This is a genomic window from Candidatus Desulfatibia sp. (assembly GCF_036446775.1).
Taxonomy (GTDB): Bacteria; Desulfobacterota; Desulfobacteria; order Desulfobacterales; family UBA11574; genus Desulfatibia_A.
This window is the reverse complement of the sequence record NZ_JAZFTO010000115.1, coordinates 1-16,383: the sequence shown is the minus strand read 5'-3', so window position 1 is coordinate 16,383 and position 16,383 is coordinate 1. Positions and strand designations below refer to the sequence as shown.

13 protein-coding genes and 1 pseudogene are annotated in these 16,383 nt (G+C 48.8%); 5 read left to right on the top strand and 9 right to left on the bottom strand.

The annotated features are described in order from the left end of the window. Both V3S16_RS05665 and phnD read right to left on the bottom strand, forming a co-directional pair. On the bottom strand, window positions 1-590 hold a 590-nt coding region (locus tag V3S16_RS05665), incomplete at its 3' end, for a hypothetical protein (protein WP_413883705.1). Continuing rightward, window positions 565-1,536: a phosphate/phosphite/phosphonate ABC transporter substrate-binding protein gene (gene phnD, locus V3S16_RS05660; RefSeq protein ID WP_413883704.1), complete on the bottom strand. Its 972-nt coding sequence runs from the start codon at window positions 1,534-1,536 to the stop codon at window positions 565-567. The genes V3S16_RS05665 and phnD, both read right to left, overlap by 26 nt. Before the next feature lie 330 nt (window positions 1,537-1,866). Here phnD and V3S16_RS05655 point away from each other — a divergent pair. The 5 genes and pseudogenes from V3S16_RS05655 to V3S16_RS05635 all read left to right on the top strand — a co-directional run. Then, window positions 1,867-2,439, top strand: a pseudogene (locus V3S16_RS05655) (AAA family ATPase); the annotation flags it as partial. 134 nt (window positions 2,440-2,573) lie between these two features. Then, window positions 2,574-3,038: a universal stress protein gene (locus V3S16_RS05650; protein WP_413883703.1), complete on the top strand. Its 465-nt coding sequence runs from the start codon at window positions 2,574-2,576 to the stop codon at window positions 3,036-3,038. 24 nt (window positions 3,039-3,062) lie between these two features. Further along, a complete protein-coding gene (locus V3S16_RS05645; RefSeq protein WP_413883702.1) occupies window positions 3,063-3,629 on the top strand; it encodes a GAF domain-containing protein in 567 nt (188 codons plus the stop codon). A 257-nt stretch (window positions 3,630-3,886) separates the two neighbouring features. Further along, the gene (locus V3S16_RS05640; RefSeq protein WP_413883701.1) at window positions 3,887-5,341 is read left to right on the top strand and encodes an ATP-binding protein; all 1,455 of its coding nucleotides are present in this window, start codon (window positions 3,887-3,889) and stop codon (window positions 5,339-5,341) included. A gap of 4 nt (window positions 5,342-5,345) precedes the next feature. Beyond that, the gene (locus tag V3S16_RS05635; protein WP_413883700.1) at window positions 5,346-6,863 is read left to right on the top strand and encodes a response regulator; all 1,518 of its coding nucleotides are present in this window, start codon (window positions 5,346-5,348) and stop codon (window positions 6,861-6,863) included. Between the two features lie 148 nt (window positions 6,864-7,011). On the opposite strand, the gene V3S16_RS05630 is transcribed toward V3S16_RS05635, so the two are convergent. From V3S16_RS05630 to V3S16_RS05600, 7 genes are all read right to left on the bottom strand, one after another. Further along, window positions 7,012-7,401 (bottom strand): response regulator transcription factor, encoded by a 390-nt coding sequence (locus V3S16_RS05630; RefSeq protein WP_413883699.1) that lies wholly within the window; start codon window positions 7,399-7,401, stop codon window positions 7,012-7,014. A gap of 118 nt (window positions 7,402-7,519) precedes the next feature. Next, window positions 7,520-8,407 carry a methylenetetrahydrofolate reductase gene (locus V3S16_RS05625; protein ID WP_413883698.1) on the bottom strand — a complete coding sequence of 296 codons (888 nt, stop codon included), beginning with the start codon at window positions 8,405-8,407 and terminating at the stop codon, window positions 7,520-7,522. A 65-nt stretch (window positions 8,408-8,472) separates the two neighbouring features. Continuing rightward, window positions 8,473-9,147, bottom strand: a complete 675-nt coding sequence (locus tag V3S16_RS05620) for a methylenetetrahydrofolate reductase C-terminal domain-containing protein (RefSeq protein ID WP_413883697.1) — start codon at window positions 9,145-9,147, stop codon at window positions 8,473-8,475. Next, a complete protein-coding gene (locus tag V3S16_RS05615) occupies window positions 9,144-12,275 on the bottom strand; it encodes an FAD-dependent oxidoreductase (protein WP_413883696.1) in 3,132 nt (1,043 codons plus the stop codon). Before V3S16_RS05615 ends, V3S16_RS05620 begins: the two co-directional genes overlap by 4 nt. 5 nt (window positions 12,276-12,280) lie before the next feature. Then, the gene (gene nuoE / locus V3S16_RS05610) at window positions 12,281-12,766 is read right to left on the bottom strand and encodes an NADH-quinone oxidoreductase subunit NuoE (RefSeq protein WP_413883695.1); all 486 of its coding nucleotides are present in this window, start codon (window positions 12,764-12,766) and stop codon (window positions 12,281-12,283) included. 96 nt (window positions 12,767-12,862) lie between these two features. Then, window positions 12,863-15,559 (bottom strand): molybdopterin-dependent oxidoreductase, encoded by a 2,697-nt coding sequence (locus V3S16_RS05605; RefSeq protein WP_413883694.1) that lies wholly within the window; start codon window positions 15,557-15,559, stop codon window positions 12,863-12,865. Window positions 15,560-15,674: 115 nt separating this feature from the next. After that, on the bottom strand, window positions 15,675-16,383 hold a 709-nt coding region (locus V3S16_RS05600; protein WP_413883693.1), incomplete at its 5' end, for a hypothetical protein.

The window sequence follows — 16,383 nt, the reverse complement described above, 5'->3', positions numbered from 1 at the left end:
GACAGTGCCGCCAGCGGTTCGGTCACCCGTTTAATAAAAAGGAAGGCCGCGGCCAGCCCTAAAAGCAAAATCACAAGGGTGAGAACGCTCATATGAAACCATAGTTTCATTATTTGACGTTTAATCGGCATTTCGGAGAACCCCAGACGCAAAACGCCTGCTTTCCCGGAAAAAATCGGCCAGGCAATATCAAGATAGAGTTCACCGGTCTTAGATGCAATTTTCTGAAAATGGCTGTGATCGCTAGATACGACATTGTTATTTGCATTGGTAAGCTCTACCGGGAATCCCTTGGTAAAGGTGTGGGCCAGCAGTTGACCATCTCTGATAATAAAAAGATAAGCGACAGCCGGATTGCTGTTGATCACACCGTCCAGCATTTTCTGAAGTGTAACCAAGTCGTTGATGAGGATCTTATCAACGGCATCCAGCGCTAAAGCATGCGCAAGGTTTTCTGCCTGGGCTTTAGCCGTCTTGAAAAGGCTGGTGCTGTAGTGTTGTGTGACCAGCACAGAAATAAGCAAACCGCTGGTGATGACCAGCGCTGAGACCGCTGCCAGTAATTTACTTCTCAGGTTTTGCATTCGCATGCGTAGCCTCCCCTTGCAGACTCAAGCTTATTTTCATCTGTCGAATAGGATCGTACCAGGCTTCTTGGGGTGCGATGAATCGATCTATCATCAATTCATCGAGAATTTTTTTGCCTTCAGAATTTTGATGCATGGAAAACAGCAATTGAAGGATACGTTCTTTAAGTTTTGTCGGCAAATACGAGGAAACCACTACCGGAGGATTGCCGAACTGCTCTGACTTCTTGATGATACGGGTTTTGGAAGTATTGCCGGGTTTTCTGCGGTGATAATACTCCCAGATATGACCGTCAACGGCAGCGGCGTCCACCAGCTTTCTGGCCACGGCCAGGATCGAATTATCGTGGCTGTATGTGTAAATACTCTTTTTAAAGAAGTTGCCGGGTGTCTCCCCCTGCTGCTGCAGCCAGTATACCGGAACCAATCTGCCTGTATTCGATTCCGGATCGGTAAAAGCAAATATCCCGTCTCTTAAGTCTTCCAGCCTTTGAAACCGACTGTCTTTATGAACGATCAAATACGATTGATAGAAATTTGACCCCCGCACCTGCGGTACGGCCAGGGCCTCAAAACCGTAGTTTTCGCTGCCGGCGGCATACGGCCCCGAACAGATAAATCCCAGATCAATCTCACCTTCGCTGAAAAGGGTGTTGATCTCGCCGTAGGTTTTTCGCTGAACAAGCTGTATCTCCCGATCCAACTGATTCCCTAAATATTCCAGAAACTGACGATAATAAGTAAAAGTCTCTTTGGGCGAAATCATGGCCGCCACCGCCACTTTTAAACGAGGTTGTTCTGGCTGGTAGTCTCCCGGTTGCTTGATTGCCACGGTTTTGGAAAAGTCAACGACGGCGGTATCGGCATCAACACCACAGCCATGGGTAAAAATCAATAACAAGACAATCAAAAGCCTTAAGACAGAACGTACATGCCTAGCAGAAAACATAATTGATAGACTTCCTTATTCTTAAGTCCCGCTCAGGCGGAACGTTATGTAAAATCGCGCGGTTATTTTATAATACTTCTCATTTTTTCAAATATCAAGGGTGTGTATCATTTAGGGATACTTGTCGTCAATAAATGTTTAACCTAAATCTTAATTTATTAAAGGTTTATATAATTTTTGACAAATACTGTGTTTTTATTTGATAAATACAAGATTCACCCCATTTACCCGAGCGCTAATAAATTTTAACTATATACTATCTAGCTCGAGCAATTTAAGAAAGGAGATTCCATGGCTGTTGTCACCATTTCCCGTTAATTTGGGGCCGGAGGAAGAACTCTGGGAGAAATGATCGCAAAAGAACTGGGTTATCTGTTTCTGGATGATCTTATTATTCAGGAATTAGCCGAAAAAGCCCGTGTCAGCACTGACTCGATAAAATCGATGGAAAGGACTGCCGGCGGCACACTTTCCAAATTAATTTCAGGGATGTTCAGTCGGAATTATATGGAACGCATAATTGGTGCCGACAAAGGTTATATTAATGAGCACATCTATGTTGAATTGCTGCATGAAGTTATCATGAACTTTGCCAAAAAGGATAATGTGGTACTTCTTGGAAGGGGCGGACAGTATATTTTACAAAATTTTAATGGTGCTTATCACATTCTCCAGGTGGCTGACTGGGAAACTAGAATTAAATTTATGCAGCAGTTTTACGATATTTCCGATGCAAAGGCCGAGAAAGCTGTCAAGCATGGAGAAGCGCGACGATCCAGTTTGTATAAAAAATTCGGCAAAGAAGATTACGATCAGCCGCACCTCTATCATCTGGTTTTAAATATGAGCAGGCTCTCTTTAGAGCAGGCTTTAAAGGAAGTCATGATTTTGGTACAAAAATAGCAATAGAATACTTTAAATTATTAATTAATTTGTAAAGTTTTTTGAGAGACCTTTGAAAAAGGTTGACCGCCAAAGCGTGATTTAAGGTCGAGAAAGGCGAAATTTTTAACTCAAACAGAAGCAAGGAGGACAAAATGGCCACTCAAAAAATATTAGTGACGTATAACTTTACGAGCTATGACCAGAAGGCCCTGGATTTTGTCATCCGCACTTTTGTTCATTCAAAAGATGTTGAAATCACACTATTCAATGTGTATACTCCCGTTCCTAAAATTGAGATGCGTGAATCCCCTATTATGGCAAAATTTCAGAAAAATCTGGATTATCTTTCTCAAAAGGTCAAAGAGCAGGAAGCGGGGCTCAAGGAAGCCCGGCAGTATTTAATGCAAAATGGTTTCGCCGAAAACCAAATCAGCTATATTTATAAGCCCCGCAAAAAGGATATTATCGGAGAAATAGTTGATGTGGCCACCAAAGATCATTTTAATATAGTTGTCATGAATCGCAAGCCCGGCAAGGTCACTCGCTTTCTTACCGGGAGTGTTTTCAATAAAGTAGTCTCTGCTTTAAAAGATAAAACCGTCTGCATTGTCAGTTAATCCAAACAGATGAGGAGGGATTTCATGGACGTTAATGACAAAATAAATATTGACATATTTAAGGTGATTACCAGGGCCATCGCGGAATCTAACGACCTTGGCATTATGGCCAATCATTTAACACAGCTTTTGGTGGGGACCTTGGATCTTAAGGGCTGTACGATTTTTGTCCTGGGTCCTGACACAAAGGAGCTGGAGGTGCTTGCCAGCTCTGGATTGAGTATCAGTTTTATGAGCAAAGGGCCGGTATTATCTGACAAAAGTGTCAGTTTTCTATTAAAAGGCACGCCGGTTGTAATCACTGATATTGCCGCAAGTGACCGCTTGCAATACCCGCAAGAAACCGAGAAAGAAGGCATCCGTGCAATCGCCTCTGTTCCCATAATGTTATACGGCTCGAATATAGGTGTTTTAAGATTATATCACCACGAACCCTGGGATGTTTCCGAGCAGGACCTTGACTCTTTGTTCCTGCTTGCTGAACACATCGGCCTGGCCATGACCTATACGCGACTCCGCAATGCCCTGCAATCTGTAAAAGAGACTATAACCAATATCCATACCATCTGGCTGAACCCCGGAAAGAAGTAAAGCATCCCCCGCAGTGCGGGACAGGCTTGGCTCTCCGAGGCGTAGGCTCTACGAGCCGGAGGCCCATCGAAGATTTATCCGCCTTTGGAGGATCCCGCCATGCGGGGAAGGACCAGGTTTATTATGACTGAACAAATCTGGCATCGGTTTTGCATCGGTTTTGTATAGATAGAAAAATTATAAAAAATATGATACATTGTCAGATAAACGATCAATAAAATAGGGATCATCTCCAAAAAAGTTGGAGGGATATTATCATGCATGCAACCATCCAGGAACTGCCTGCCATCCTTGAGGCTATGGCGGACGGTATTTATATCGTCAAACCTGATTATACGATACAGTTCATGAATAAGGCCATGGTCAAAGATTTTGGAGAAGGCACCGGGAAAAAATGCTATCAGATAGTCAATCGGAAGGATGAGAAATGTCGGTGGTGCCGGGCAGCAGATATTTTTGAAGGCGGCGCCACGATCAATAGAGAGTTGTATATACCCATTGTTGATAAGACTTATGACCTCACTGAATTGCCCTGGATCAACACCGGCGGCCAAGTATCGAAATTAGCTATTTTTCATGATATTACTACGGCAAAAGCTTGTGAAGTAAAGCTCAAGGCTACGGAACAGGATTACCAGCGGCTGTTTGAACATATGGGCTGCGGTGTGTTTATCAGCAGCAGGGAAGGTAAATTTATAGACGCCAACCAGACGCTTGTGGATATGCTCGGGTATGCAAGCAAGCAGGAGCTTTTAGAAATTGATATTGCCAGGGACCTGTATCTATGGTCTGAAGATCGCAAAAAATTTCAGGAATTAATTGAGAGTAGTGGCCGGGTAGTTGATTATGAAGTCAATTTTAAACGCAAAGACGGCCAAGCAATCCCGGTCTTGCTCACCGGCAACGTGCGCTACGATCAAGATGGAAACATCCTGGGATATGAAGGGATCAATGTGGATCAATCCCAAAGGAAACAGATTGAAAAAGAGTTGGAAAAGACCCGAATTCAGCTCCTCCAGACAGAAAAAATGGCTTCGCTCGGAAAACTGGCCGCCGGCGTGGCTCACCAATTAAACAACCCTCTGGGAGGAATCACTCTGTTTGCCAAAATAATGATGGAAGAGTACGACCTGGAGGAAGGCGCCCAAAAAGATTTAGACCGCATTTTAAAAGACGCTCAAAGGTGCAGTGAGATCGTTAAAGAGCTGCTGGAGTTTTCACGGCAAACCAGCCGCAATATACAGCCCCACGACATCAACAAGGCTGTTTCCCGCACGCTGTTTCTGCTCGAAAACCAGACGCTCTTTCATAACATCCAGGTGCAAAAGAATCTGGACCCTACCCTGCCGCACCCGCCGGTTGACATCCAGCAAATGAATCATGTGTTCATGAACATTATCCTCAATGCGGCCGACGCCATGGAGGGCAATGGCAAATTGACGCTCGAGACTTACCGGTCCCTGGAAAACATGGACAAGGTCTGTATCAAGATAACGGACACCGGACCGGGAATTCCCGCTGACATTCTGCCGCATATCTTCGAGCCTTTTTTTACCACCAAGCAGGAAGGCAAGGGCACCGGCCTGGGACTTGGCCTGGCTTATGGTATTGTGGAAGACCATGGCGGCTCGATCAGGGTTAACAGCACGCCCGGCCAAGGGGCCACTTTCACCATCGAGATTCCCCTGACCAGACCGGAAAATGGAGTCTGAGACATTGGAAAATCAACCTGACACCATCTCCATTATGGTTGTGGATGATGAAAAGGATATCCAGGACGGGTGCGAACGGATCCTTACCCGTATGGGATGCCGGGTTGTCAAGACCTCGCGGGGAGAAGAGGCCCTGCATGCCATGAAACATGAACCGGTTTCCATCGTATTACTGGATCTAATGATGCCCGGCATTGGGGGGATGGAGGTTCTCCAGCGCATTCGGAAAATTGATGACCAGATACTGGTCATCGTCATCACCGGGTACGCCACCATAGATACGGCCATCGAGGCGATGAAACAGGGTGCCTACGATTTTATCCCCAAACCTTTCACGCCTGACCAGTTGCGTATCAGGGTCGCGCGCGCGCTGGAAAAACTGCAACTTACCCGCGAGGCCGAAAAACTGGACCGGGAACGCAAAAAAACCCTGGCTGACCTTGATACTGAAAAGAGCCGTATCCGCACCATTGTCGAGTCTCTCCCCAGCGGTGTGGTGGTGACCAATTCCCAGGGACAGGTGGCCCTTATGAATCCGGCTTTTCTGCAGCATCTCGGTCTGGACCCCGACCGCAGTCCGGGCGATCCCATTGAAGCCTATGTGCCGGATCAGGGATTTTGCAAGCTTGTCTTGGAACTTTCTCAGGGAAAATATGTAAATCCTGATGAGTTCCCCACCTATGAGTTTGTTCTGCACAACGAAAAATATTTCCAGGCCCGCGGCCGGCCGGTGCAGGGTGAAGAGATGGAATATCAGGGAGCGGTGGTGGTCCTCGAAGATATAACGACCCTCAAGATTCTGGATCAGGTGAAATCGGAGTTCGTGGCCAAGGTCTCCCACGAACTCCGGTCACCCCTCTCCACCATCCATGAGCAACTGGCAATGGTACTCGGCGAAATGGTGGGAGACGAGTCTAAAAATGACCAGTATATACTCGCCCGCGCCAAGGAAAAAACCCATGGGCTGATCTCTTTAATCGGCGATCTGCTCGACCTGTCACGCATCGAAGCCGGGATTGTGCACCAGGAACCGAAACCAGTCCGCCTCGAAGAACTCTTAAAAAGCATTGTAGATTTTCTGGGGACCAGGGCAAAGGGGCGGAAACAGGCCGTTATCCTGGAGCTTTCGGAAAACCGCTTGCCACTGTTCACCGCCGACCCCCTGGTGCTCGAGAGCATCTTCGGGAACCTGATCACCAATGCCATCAATTACACCCCGGATGGCGGTGAGGTTAAAGTGGCGGCCGGCTTTAACGAGAAAAACATACATGTAACCATCAAAGACAATGGTTTCGGAATCGAGGCCAGACACTTAGAGCAGATCTTCGAAAGATTTTACAGGGTCAAGGACGAAAAGACGAGATATATCACCGGTACAGGACTGGGACTCCCCATAGTCAAGGGGCTCTTGGACAGTCTGGGCGGAACCATCAGTGTGCAAAGCACCCCCGGCAAGGGCAGCACGTTTACGGTTCTATTGCCGCTTCAAGAGCCTTCAGAAACACTTCCGGTTCAACCGTAACATCGGTCCACAGAGCCTAGGTTCGCCGGGCCTGATAGGCCAGGGAAGAGAGGCCGTCTATGAAGCCAATGTTTTGGGTCCGGGCCATGTCCTGCCAAAAAAACCTTCACCTTCTAACACCACCTAAAAACTGCATGAAAAATCCGGCTTAGAGGCCGAGAAGCCTCTTGACGCTTGCGGTTATCTCTTCTGCTGAGGCCGGCTTGGCGAGATAATCTTCAGCTTCCATGCTCATTCCATCGTGATGGGAATAACGGGTGGAGGTCACGTGGTCTCCAACGGCGGTCAACATTATAACGGGAATATCGGCAAAGCGCTCATCTTTTTTAAGCTCTTTGCACATTTTGTAGCCGTCCTTTTCAGGCATCATGACATCCAGGACAATCACGTCCGGAGGATTGGCCTCCACCTTTTCCAGACCCTCCACGCCATCGTAGGCTACGTCAACCTCGAAACCTTCCTTTTCTAAATTCGCCTTAACAATAGAAGCAAAATCAGGTTCATCGTCCACCACCAGAATCCTCTTTTTTTCATCCATATCTCTCCTCCATTCTTCAAACTATTCTTACTACTGATTTCTGAATGCGAAACTTTCCCCTTAAGATGCTTAGATACTATTTTTTTCCCATTCCGCAATCCAAATCGTATCGTAAGCGTCAAATCAATCCCGCCGCTGACATGATATCCGGTACCAGTTCTTCCTTGTTGATGGCCATGATGTGGACACCGTCACACATTTTTTCCTCGTGAATCCGTTTGATCATGCGGCCGGCAATCTCTATACCTTTTGCCAGAACCTGACCCTTGGGCGCCGAAGCCATTTCATCTATCAAGTCCTGCGGCACAAAAACTCCGGCAATATTTTTGTTCATAAAGCGGGCCATGGGCGCCGAAGTCAACAAAATGATACCCACCAGCATTTTCACCTTAAACTGTCCGGCGTATTCCATGAACTTTTTGAATCTGTCCAGGTCAAACACGGCCTGGGTCTGGATAAACTCGGCCCCGGCCTCAATTTTTTTTTCAAATTTGATGAGCTGGGGTTCAAGGGGGTCGGCTTCCGGTGTTACTATGGCGCCGGCGCAAAATGAAACCCCGCCGTCCAGATCGTTGCCGCTGATATCCTGGCCCTTTTCAAGCTTTCTGACAACCCCCAGCAGCTGACTGGAATCCAGATCGAAAACGCTCTTAGCCTCTTTATGGTCACCCAACATGATCGAATCCCCGGTAAGGCAAAGGACATTATGAATTCCTTTGTAAGAGGCCAAGAGCAGATCAGCCTGGAGTGCCAGGCGGTTGCGATCTCGGCAGGTCATCTGCAAGATCGGTTCACCGCCCAGCTCTTTTACAAGCATAGCGCCGCCCAGGCTGGGGAACCGCATGACCGAACTTTGGTGATCGGTTACATTAATAGCATCCACCTTGTCTTTTAGAAGCTCGATATCGTGGGCCATGCGTTCCAGGTTGGTCCCCTTGGGGGGTGCGGCCTCGCAGGTTACGACAAATTTGCCCGATTCCAGGGCTTTTTTAAATGCAGAAACCATCTCACAAGTCCTTTCTTAATAGTATAGGAACTTCCTTTTCCAAGTCCCGCTTTAAGCGCGACGCTTCATAAAATCGTGAATCGATTTTGTTGTTCCGACAATATCATTTTCCCCGGGGTCGGCTCTCCCAGGTGATTCCTCGGGGGCTGGAGCTTGCGCATGGAATCCAGCCGTCCCAGATCCGCCAGCCGGTTATATATCATTGTCCAGGCGCAATCTTTTCTTCGGTCTATTTCACATTTGCCCCTATCCGTCCCCCCGCAGGGACCGTTAACCAGTCCTTTGTGGCAGGAAGTGACCGGGCATATTCCACCGGTTTCACCGATGATACAAGTTCCGCACTGGGTGCAGATCTCGCTAAACTCTCCCACGGCGGTCTCTTTCCCTATAAACAAAGTGTCCAGGGCCGGCACAACCATTTTCTTTAACTGCCTGGCAATGGTTTGGACACCGAAGGCGCAGGTCATGATCAGAAGCGTATCGGCCTGGTCAATTTGAGGGCCGTATTCAGCCAAGGCCTCCCCTGTTAAATTGTCACAAGCCACCGCAACAACCAGATGGCCGGTAATAAGTTTGCCCTTGCCGGACAACTGCTCTTGCATGGCCCTTACTTCAGGCTCGCCGCCGGTACGTGTCAAGGTAGTGCACGTACCGCAGCCAATGATGAAGATTCTCCCTGATCCGCTTAAAAGCAGATCGATCTCCTTTTCAGCTTTTAGTTGTGTAATAGACCTGATCATATTGACATCCTCTCTTTTTCCAAATCACATCTTAGGCACCTTTTGGATTCGCTTATGGCCTCCTGGCCAGAGAGTCCTTGCTCAACTTCGCGAAAGTCGTTTACTCTTTTTTCCGCTTTTTCGAGTTTGATCCGGATTCTCGGCATTTCCTGGTCTGTCTCCTCATCCAGCGCCAGGCCTGTATCCTCATGCATAGCGGTTTTCGTGTCCGGAATTTCAATGGGACCGCTTGCTCCCTGAAGATACTTATCAATGGCGATTGCCGCTCTTCTTCCCGACGCGATAGCCCGTATGACATAGGTCGGCCCTGTTGTAAAATCTCCGCCGGCAAATACACCGGGAATATTTGTGGAAAGCGTGTTTTCATTAACAACCAGCGCCCCCCATAAAGCCCTCTCCAACTGACTGTCTTCTGATAAAAAAGACATGTCTTGAGCCTGTCCAATGGAAATGAGAACATTTTCGGCTTCAACAAGTTGCGTGATCTCTTCATCACATTCAGGGTTAAAGCACCCTTCATCATCAAACACGCAAACACAGCGGATAAATTCAATCCCGGTTACCTTTCCGTCTTGATACAGAATCTGCTTGGGAGACCATGAAGGATTGATGACGACCCCCTCATCGAGGGCCTCTTTGACTTCCTTTTCCCACGCCGGCATTTCGTCTCGCGGTTCCAGACAGAAAATCTGAACATCCTGTGCCCCGGCCCGCAACGCGGTTCTGGCAACGTCAATGGCAACGTTACCCCCCCCGATGACGACCGCTCTGTTTTTGAGACGAATGTCCTGACCCTTTTTGATGCCGCTCAAAAAATGGAGCCCGTAATAAAGGCCTTCCAGATCCTGCTCTTCTCCCGGAATCCCGATTTGTTTGCTGGCCTGTGCTCCGGCGGCCAGAAAGACGGCGCCATAACCCTCATTCATCAGGTCGCTGAAGGTATGTTGGGCATCAATCGGAGAGTTGTATCGAATTTCAACCCCGCAGTTTTCAATATATTTAATCTCATCCTCAACGACCTGCCGGGGAAGGCGAAATTCGGGAACGGCAATACCTAACATCCCGCCGGCTACCGGCTGGGACTCAAAGACGGTCACCTTGTAACCCATTTTGGCCAGAAAATAGGCACATGACAGACCTGCGGGACCAGCCCCCACAACTGCAGCCATCTGCACTTTGGTAACAGGAAAAGGATCTCGGGACGATCCGACATGTTCAAAATACCAGTCGGAAGCAAACCGTTTGATCGAGCGGATGGCTACCGGTTCGTCCAGTTCGCCTCTGCGGCACTTGAACTCGCAAGGATGGATGCAGATACGGCCGCATACGGCCGGAAAAGGATTCCTCTCCCGGATAATCTCTACGGCTTGTTCGTATTTACCAAGCGCAACAGCGGCAACATAGTTGGGCACATCAATTCCGGCCGGACAGGCGTGCTGGCAGGCGGAAATAACCATGGCGTCACAAGTTGCTCCCGCGCATCTGTGCTCCCTGATATGATCTTCGTATTCTTTAAGAAAATATTTCAAAGTGGAAAGCGCCGGTTTTGCACAACTTTGACCCAGGCCGCAAAGCGATGATTCTGTAATGGTGGCACCCAATTCCTTTATGGTTTGAATATCAGAACTTTGGCCCTCACCCCTGGTTATGCGTGTTAAGATTTCCAAAAGCTGAGTCGTGCCCAGTCTGCACGGTGCACACTTTCCGCAGGATTCCGATTGGGTGAAACTTAAGAAAAACCGGGCAATTTCAACCATGCAATTATTTTCGTCCAGTACTACCAGACCGCCGGAGCCCATGATGGCACCGATGCGCTGAATCGTATCGTAATCGACGGAAAGGTTTAAAAATTGCGCGGGGACGCAACCGCCTGAAGGCCCCCCCATCTGCACGGCTTTAAACTTTCTTCCCTTGGGAATGCCGCCGCCGATCCCAAAAATAATGTCCTTAACGGTTGTACCGATAGGCACTTCAACAAGTCCCGTATTGTTGACCTTGCCGGCCAAAGAAAATATCTTGGTGCCCTTGCTGTTTTCGGTACCTACTTGTCCATACCATTTGGCACCGTTTTTTATGATTAAGGGCACATTAGCCCAGGTCTCCACATTGTTGATGCAGGTGGGCTTTCCGTCCAGTCCGGACTGAGCGGGAAACGGCGGACGGGCTCTGGGCATGCCACGTTGGCCTTCAATGGAAGCCATCAGAGCGGTTTCCTCGCCGCACACAAAGGCCCCCGCCCCCATTTTCAAAGACAGGTCATAATTGAATCCGGTCCCAAGGATGTTCTCACCCAGCAGGCCCAGCTCTTGGGCTTGCTCAAGGGCTATGGTAAGGTGTTCAATTGCAATAGGATATTCTTCCCGGACATAAATATATCCATACTCAGCCCCGATAGCATAGGCACCGATCAGCATCCCTTCGAGGACCGCATGGGGGTCACCTTCCAATATGGCTCGATCCATAAAGGCACCCGGATCGCCTTCGTCGGCATTGCAGATAATATATTTGGGGCGCCCCCGGGACTGACGAGTGAATTTCCATTTGAGACCCGTCGGGAAACCGGCCCCCCCCCGGCCTCTCAGTTTAGCGTCGGTAACTTCCGCAATAACATCTTCAGGTGTCATTTTGGAGAGCATCTTGGCAACGGCCTGATATCCGCCGGCGGCGATATAATGATCGATGTGGGTGGGACTGATCCGTCCACAGTTGGCCAGCACCCTTCTTTCCTGTTTTTTGTAAAAAGGAATCTGATTGCGGTAAAAAACAGGGGCGCCCGTTACAGGATCCTTGTAGGCCAGCCGGTCAATTAGCCGGTTGTTTTTAAGTGTCATATCAACAATTTGCGAAGCATATTCCGGATCTACTTCCTGGTATTGAATGCCTAACGGCTCGATGGCCATAACAGGGGCCTTGGCGCAAAATCCATGACATCCGGTCGCCCTGATTTCCACCTCTTTCGACAGACCCTGTTTTTTGACCTCTTTTTCAACAGCTTCCATGACTTCGGAGGCACCATAAGCCCGGCAGCCGGTCATGCAGATCTGAACTTGCGTTTTTCTTTGAGCATCCCGGGCAAGTATTGTATTACGGAGCCATTCCAGTTGGCCGATGGATGAAAGTTTCTCCATACGCCTTATTCTTCCTCCTTATCCTTCCCGTACTGTGCCAGCAAACTGGTAACTTTGGCTGGAGCCAGTTTGCCGTAATAGGTGCGGTTGACCATCATGGCCGGAGCCACAAAACAAGCACCCAGGCAGGCCACTGTCTCTAAGGTAAATTTATAATCGGCGCTGGTCTCACCTTTTTCCAGGCCCAACTCATTTTGCATCAATCTTAAGATGTTCCTGCTCCCTTTCACATGGCAGGCGGTGCCCCGACAAATTTTTAGCACATATTTACCTTTGGGCTTCAACGAAAATCCGGCATAAAAGCTGATCACCCCCTGAACCTGGCTGGGAAACATTTGGAGTGCCTGAGCAATCGGTTCAATCGATTCCGGAGGGATGTAACCGAAGGTCTCCTGAATCTCCTGAAGCAGTGGTATCAGCGCCCATTTTTCTTTTTCATGTTTTGCAATCACGGCGGCAAGTTTATTCCAGTCTATTTCCTTAGGCTCCATGAATATTCCCCTTGTTCTTTATTTCATCCAGTATCCAGTATCCAGCATCCAGTATCCAGCATCCTGCATCCAGTATCCAGTATCCAGCAACCCGCATCATGTATCTTGATGCTCTATTTTTTCAACCTTGACCCCACACGTCTTCCATCCCGGTGAATCCGGCATGCCCAGCGGGGTCATTGCGATCAGATTCATGGCATCATTGCCGTTAAACGCCAGCGGGATAAATATTTGTCCCGGACCCAAGCAATGGTTTAATCTAATCTGCCTCTTTATCTCTCCATGCCGGGATGAGACCTTCACAGTGTCTTGGTCATTTATTTTCAACTTTTGGCCGTCTTGAGGTGATAATTCTATCTCCCCTGTTAAATCCAGCTTTAAGATACGATTCGAAGCACCTGTCCGGGCCCCGCTCCCGAAATGATAACGCACGCAACCGAGAATTGCCGTGAAAGGATAGTCTTGATCGGATAATTCGTCTGCACAGGAGACCACCGGAGAGAAAGAGATAACCGTTTTAGTTTTTGCGGCCTGATCGCCTTCACCTCGGCCGTCCACCGTTATCCAGGCGGTACGGGTATGCCTGTCCAGGTTTTCATACATGGGGACCAGCCGGCGAATTTCATCCTTTACATACCCAAGGGAAACATAATGTTTTTCATCCCCTAATTTTGAAGCCAAAAGTCCCAGAATCTCCCAATCCGGACGGGCGTCCCCCGGCGGTGTCACCACCGGGCCAAATGACTGAATTCTGCCTTCCATGTTCGTAAAGGAACCGCCTTTTTCAGCAAAGGCGGCACCCGGCAGCACCACATCTGCAATTTGAACTGTGGCGGTATTCAATATATCCTGCACCACAATGAAATCGAGCTTTTGAAGCGCTTTTTTAACCCGATCCGGCTGAGGAAGGCTGCAGAGGGGGTTTTCTCCCATAATGTACAACCCCTTAAGATTGCCCTTTTCAGCCGCTTCGATCATGCCGATCATATTGAGACCGCTTTCCGGCGATATTTCCGTCTGCCAGAGCTGCTCCCAACGTTTACGGTTGGAATCATTGTTAAGCAGCTGCCGGCCGGGAAGCGCATCAGGAACCGCCCCCATATCCTGAGCCCCGGTCTGATTGCTCTCTTTTGCCAGGACGTGGATGCCGGCCCCCTCCAACCCAAAGCTTCCGGTCATCAGCGCGAGGTTGATAACAGCTTCCATGGCCTGCATGCCACAGCTTTGCAGCAGGATTCCGCTTCCGATCACAAAGGCAATCTTTTTACCGTGCAGTAATTCGGCCGCTGCATTTAGATCGCCGGCATCTATGCCTGTCACACGGCTTACCTGTTGCAGTTTTAGAGAAGCAAGACCGCTGCTATATTGCTCGAATCCCTCGGTAAACTGTTTGATGTAAGCATCGTCGTGCCCCTTTTTCTCATACAGCAATGCTGCCAGACCGTTGATCAAGGCAACATAGTTAGGTTCCAAACCGGTGCCGGTCGAAAGATCGAGCCCGACGGATGAAAAATTAGTAAGGTCTGTCCGTCTCGAATCAGCCACCACTAAAGGAATACCTTTTTTGCAGGCCCTCTTCAGATAATAGCTCACCACCGGCGTCGAATGACCCGGATCTGCGCCCAGAACAAAAACGGCTTCGGCCTTTTCAAGCCAGGCAAGGGGGCTTGAGCGCCACAGCCCGCCGGTTCTTTTATCAAGCAGGTTCATGACCGGTCGCCCGGACAGGTAACCGCCGTTATCCACGTTGTTTGTGTTAAATAGAACCCGGGCGATTTTCTGAAAAAGATAATTCTCCTCATTGGTACATTTAGAGGAACCTAAGAAGGCCACGCTCTGCGGACCGTTTTGATTTTTTATCTCTTGAAGCCGGCCGGCGACGACCGCAATCGCCTCATCCCATGAGGCCGGAACCATTGTATTTTCAGCATCCGCGGTATCCTGCCGGATCAGGGGTTGGGACAATCGATCAGCGCTATTCAGAAAGTCATGCGCAAAGTGTCCCCGGACGCAGAGGGTTGCCCCGTTGACAGTATCCTGCCGCTTTGAAGGATTCACTTCCACAATCCTGTTAGCCGTATAACCCATGGCCAGATTGCAGCCCACGCCGCAAAATCCGCAGATAGAGAGAGCTTCGAACTCGGGAGTCGCCAGGTAACTTTTACTATTTTGAGACAATGCGCCGGTAGGACACATGGACAGGCATGTACCGCAGAATGTACAGTTCGACTGCTCCAAACCCCGATCATGCACCGTGGTGGGACGGGATTTAAAACCTCTGAGATTGTAGTCTATGGCACCCACCACTACCAGTTCATGGTCAGCCCGGATGCATTTCCCGCACAGGACACATTTACTTAAATCTCTGATAATAAAAGGGTTGGCCTGTTCCAGGGTTTTATAATTGGGCATGGGATACAGATTTGTTTCACCAATACCCAGTTGAGCGGCAAGCTGGCGCAACTGGCAGCGGTTACCTTTGCTGCAAACTATGCACGATTCGGGGTGTTCGGCAATCATCAGCCGGATGATATTTCGCCGGTTGGTTTTTATGCGCGGAGTGTCAGTTAAAATGGACATTTTCCGGGCAACAGGCGTAACGCATGCTGCCATAATACGACTTGTTTCTTCATCTTCGACTAAACAGAGACGGCAGGCCCCGAAGGGCTTTAGATCAGGATGATGGCAGAGCTTGGGAATCTTTATCCCCAGCTCTTGTGCAGCATTTAAAAGACTGGTTCCGGCTGAACATGTAATGGTTTTTCCGTCGATGGACAGAGTTATGCTTTCCAAGTAACTACCCCCCCTTTTTATATTTCAGACAGTCTTATTTCCCTTAAGCGAAGCGATCCTAAAGCGTAGCACTCTTCAAGCATAGCGGTCTTTTTTCTCAGGGATATCATAATCCTTATTGAGAAGATATTTCTATTATTTTGTCATTGCTTTTATTGCCGCTCAGCACATCAACCCCGGCGGGACATGCTGCTGGCTCAGAAGTGCGCGGCTCACTATATTCAATATCGTACTTTTTTAAATCCAGGCAGTTAGTTTCATAAATTTCTGTTGTCTCGGGAACCGGCAGGGCTGGCACTCTTTTTATCCTCTCGTAACCGGCCTTATCCCTTTCAGCCCGTGCTGATAATAGTCCCAGATTCTCAAATGTCTGTTTGCATGACCTCAGCATCCATAATAAAATCTCTATAAACCACACCAGCCCTGTATGAATAAAGGACCACCTTAGCTGCCGGCGGAGGAAGTTGTCTTTGGTCTTATGGATGTGCCACAACCTGCCCGGCCGGGCGTGGAAGCAAAGCTCCAGCCATTTGACAGCCATAAACATTTTCCAGGGCGAAAGGTGGGGTTGCGCCAGAATCTGGTGGCGGTAATCCCACTTGCTCAAATCAGGTTGAACCACCGAACGGCCGTTGACCTGGCGGCCAAATGCGGTCCAGCTGTGAGGCGTAACGTGGGTGACGTTCACAAAATCACCGTCATAGTAGATCAGCTGCTTGATCGCCGTCCAGAAGCTTTTCCAGGTTTCATCTTTCAAGCCGACGACATGGGCCACTATCGAAAAAATCCCATACTGCTTAAGCAAACGGCATGCTTCCAGATCC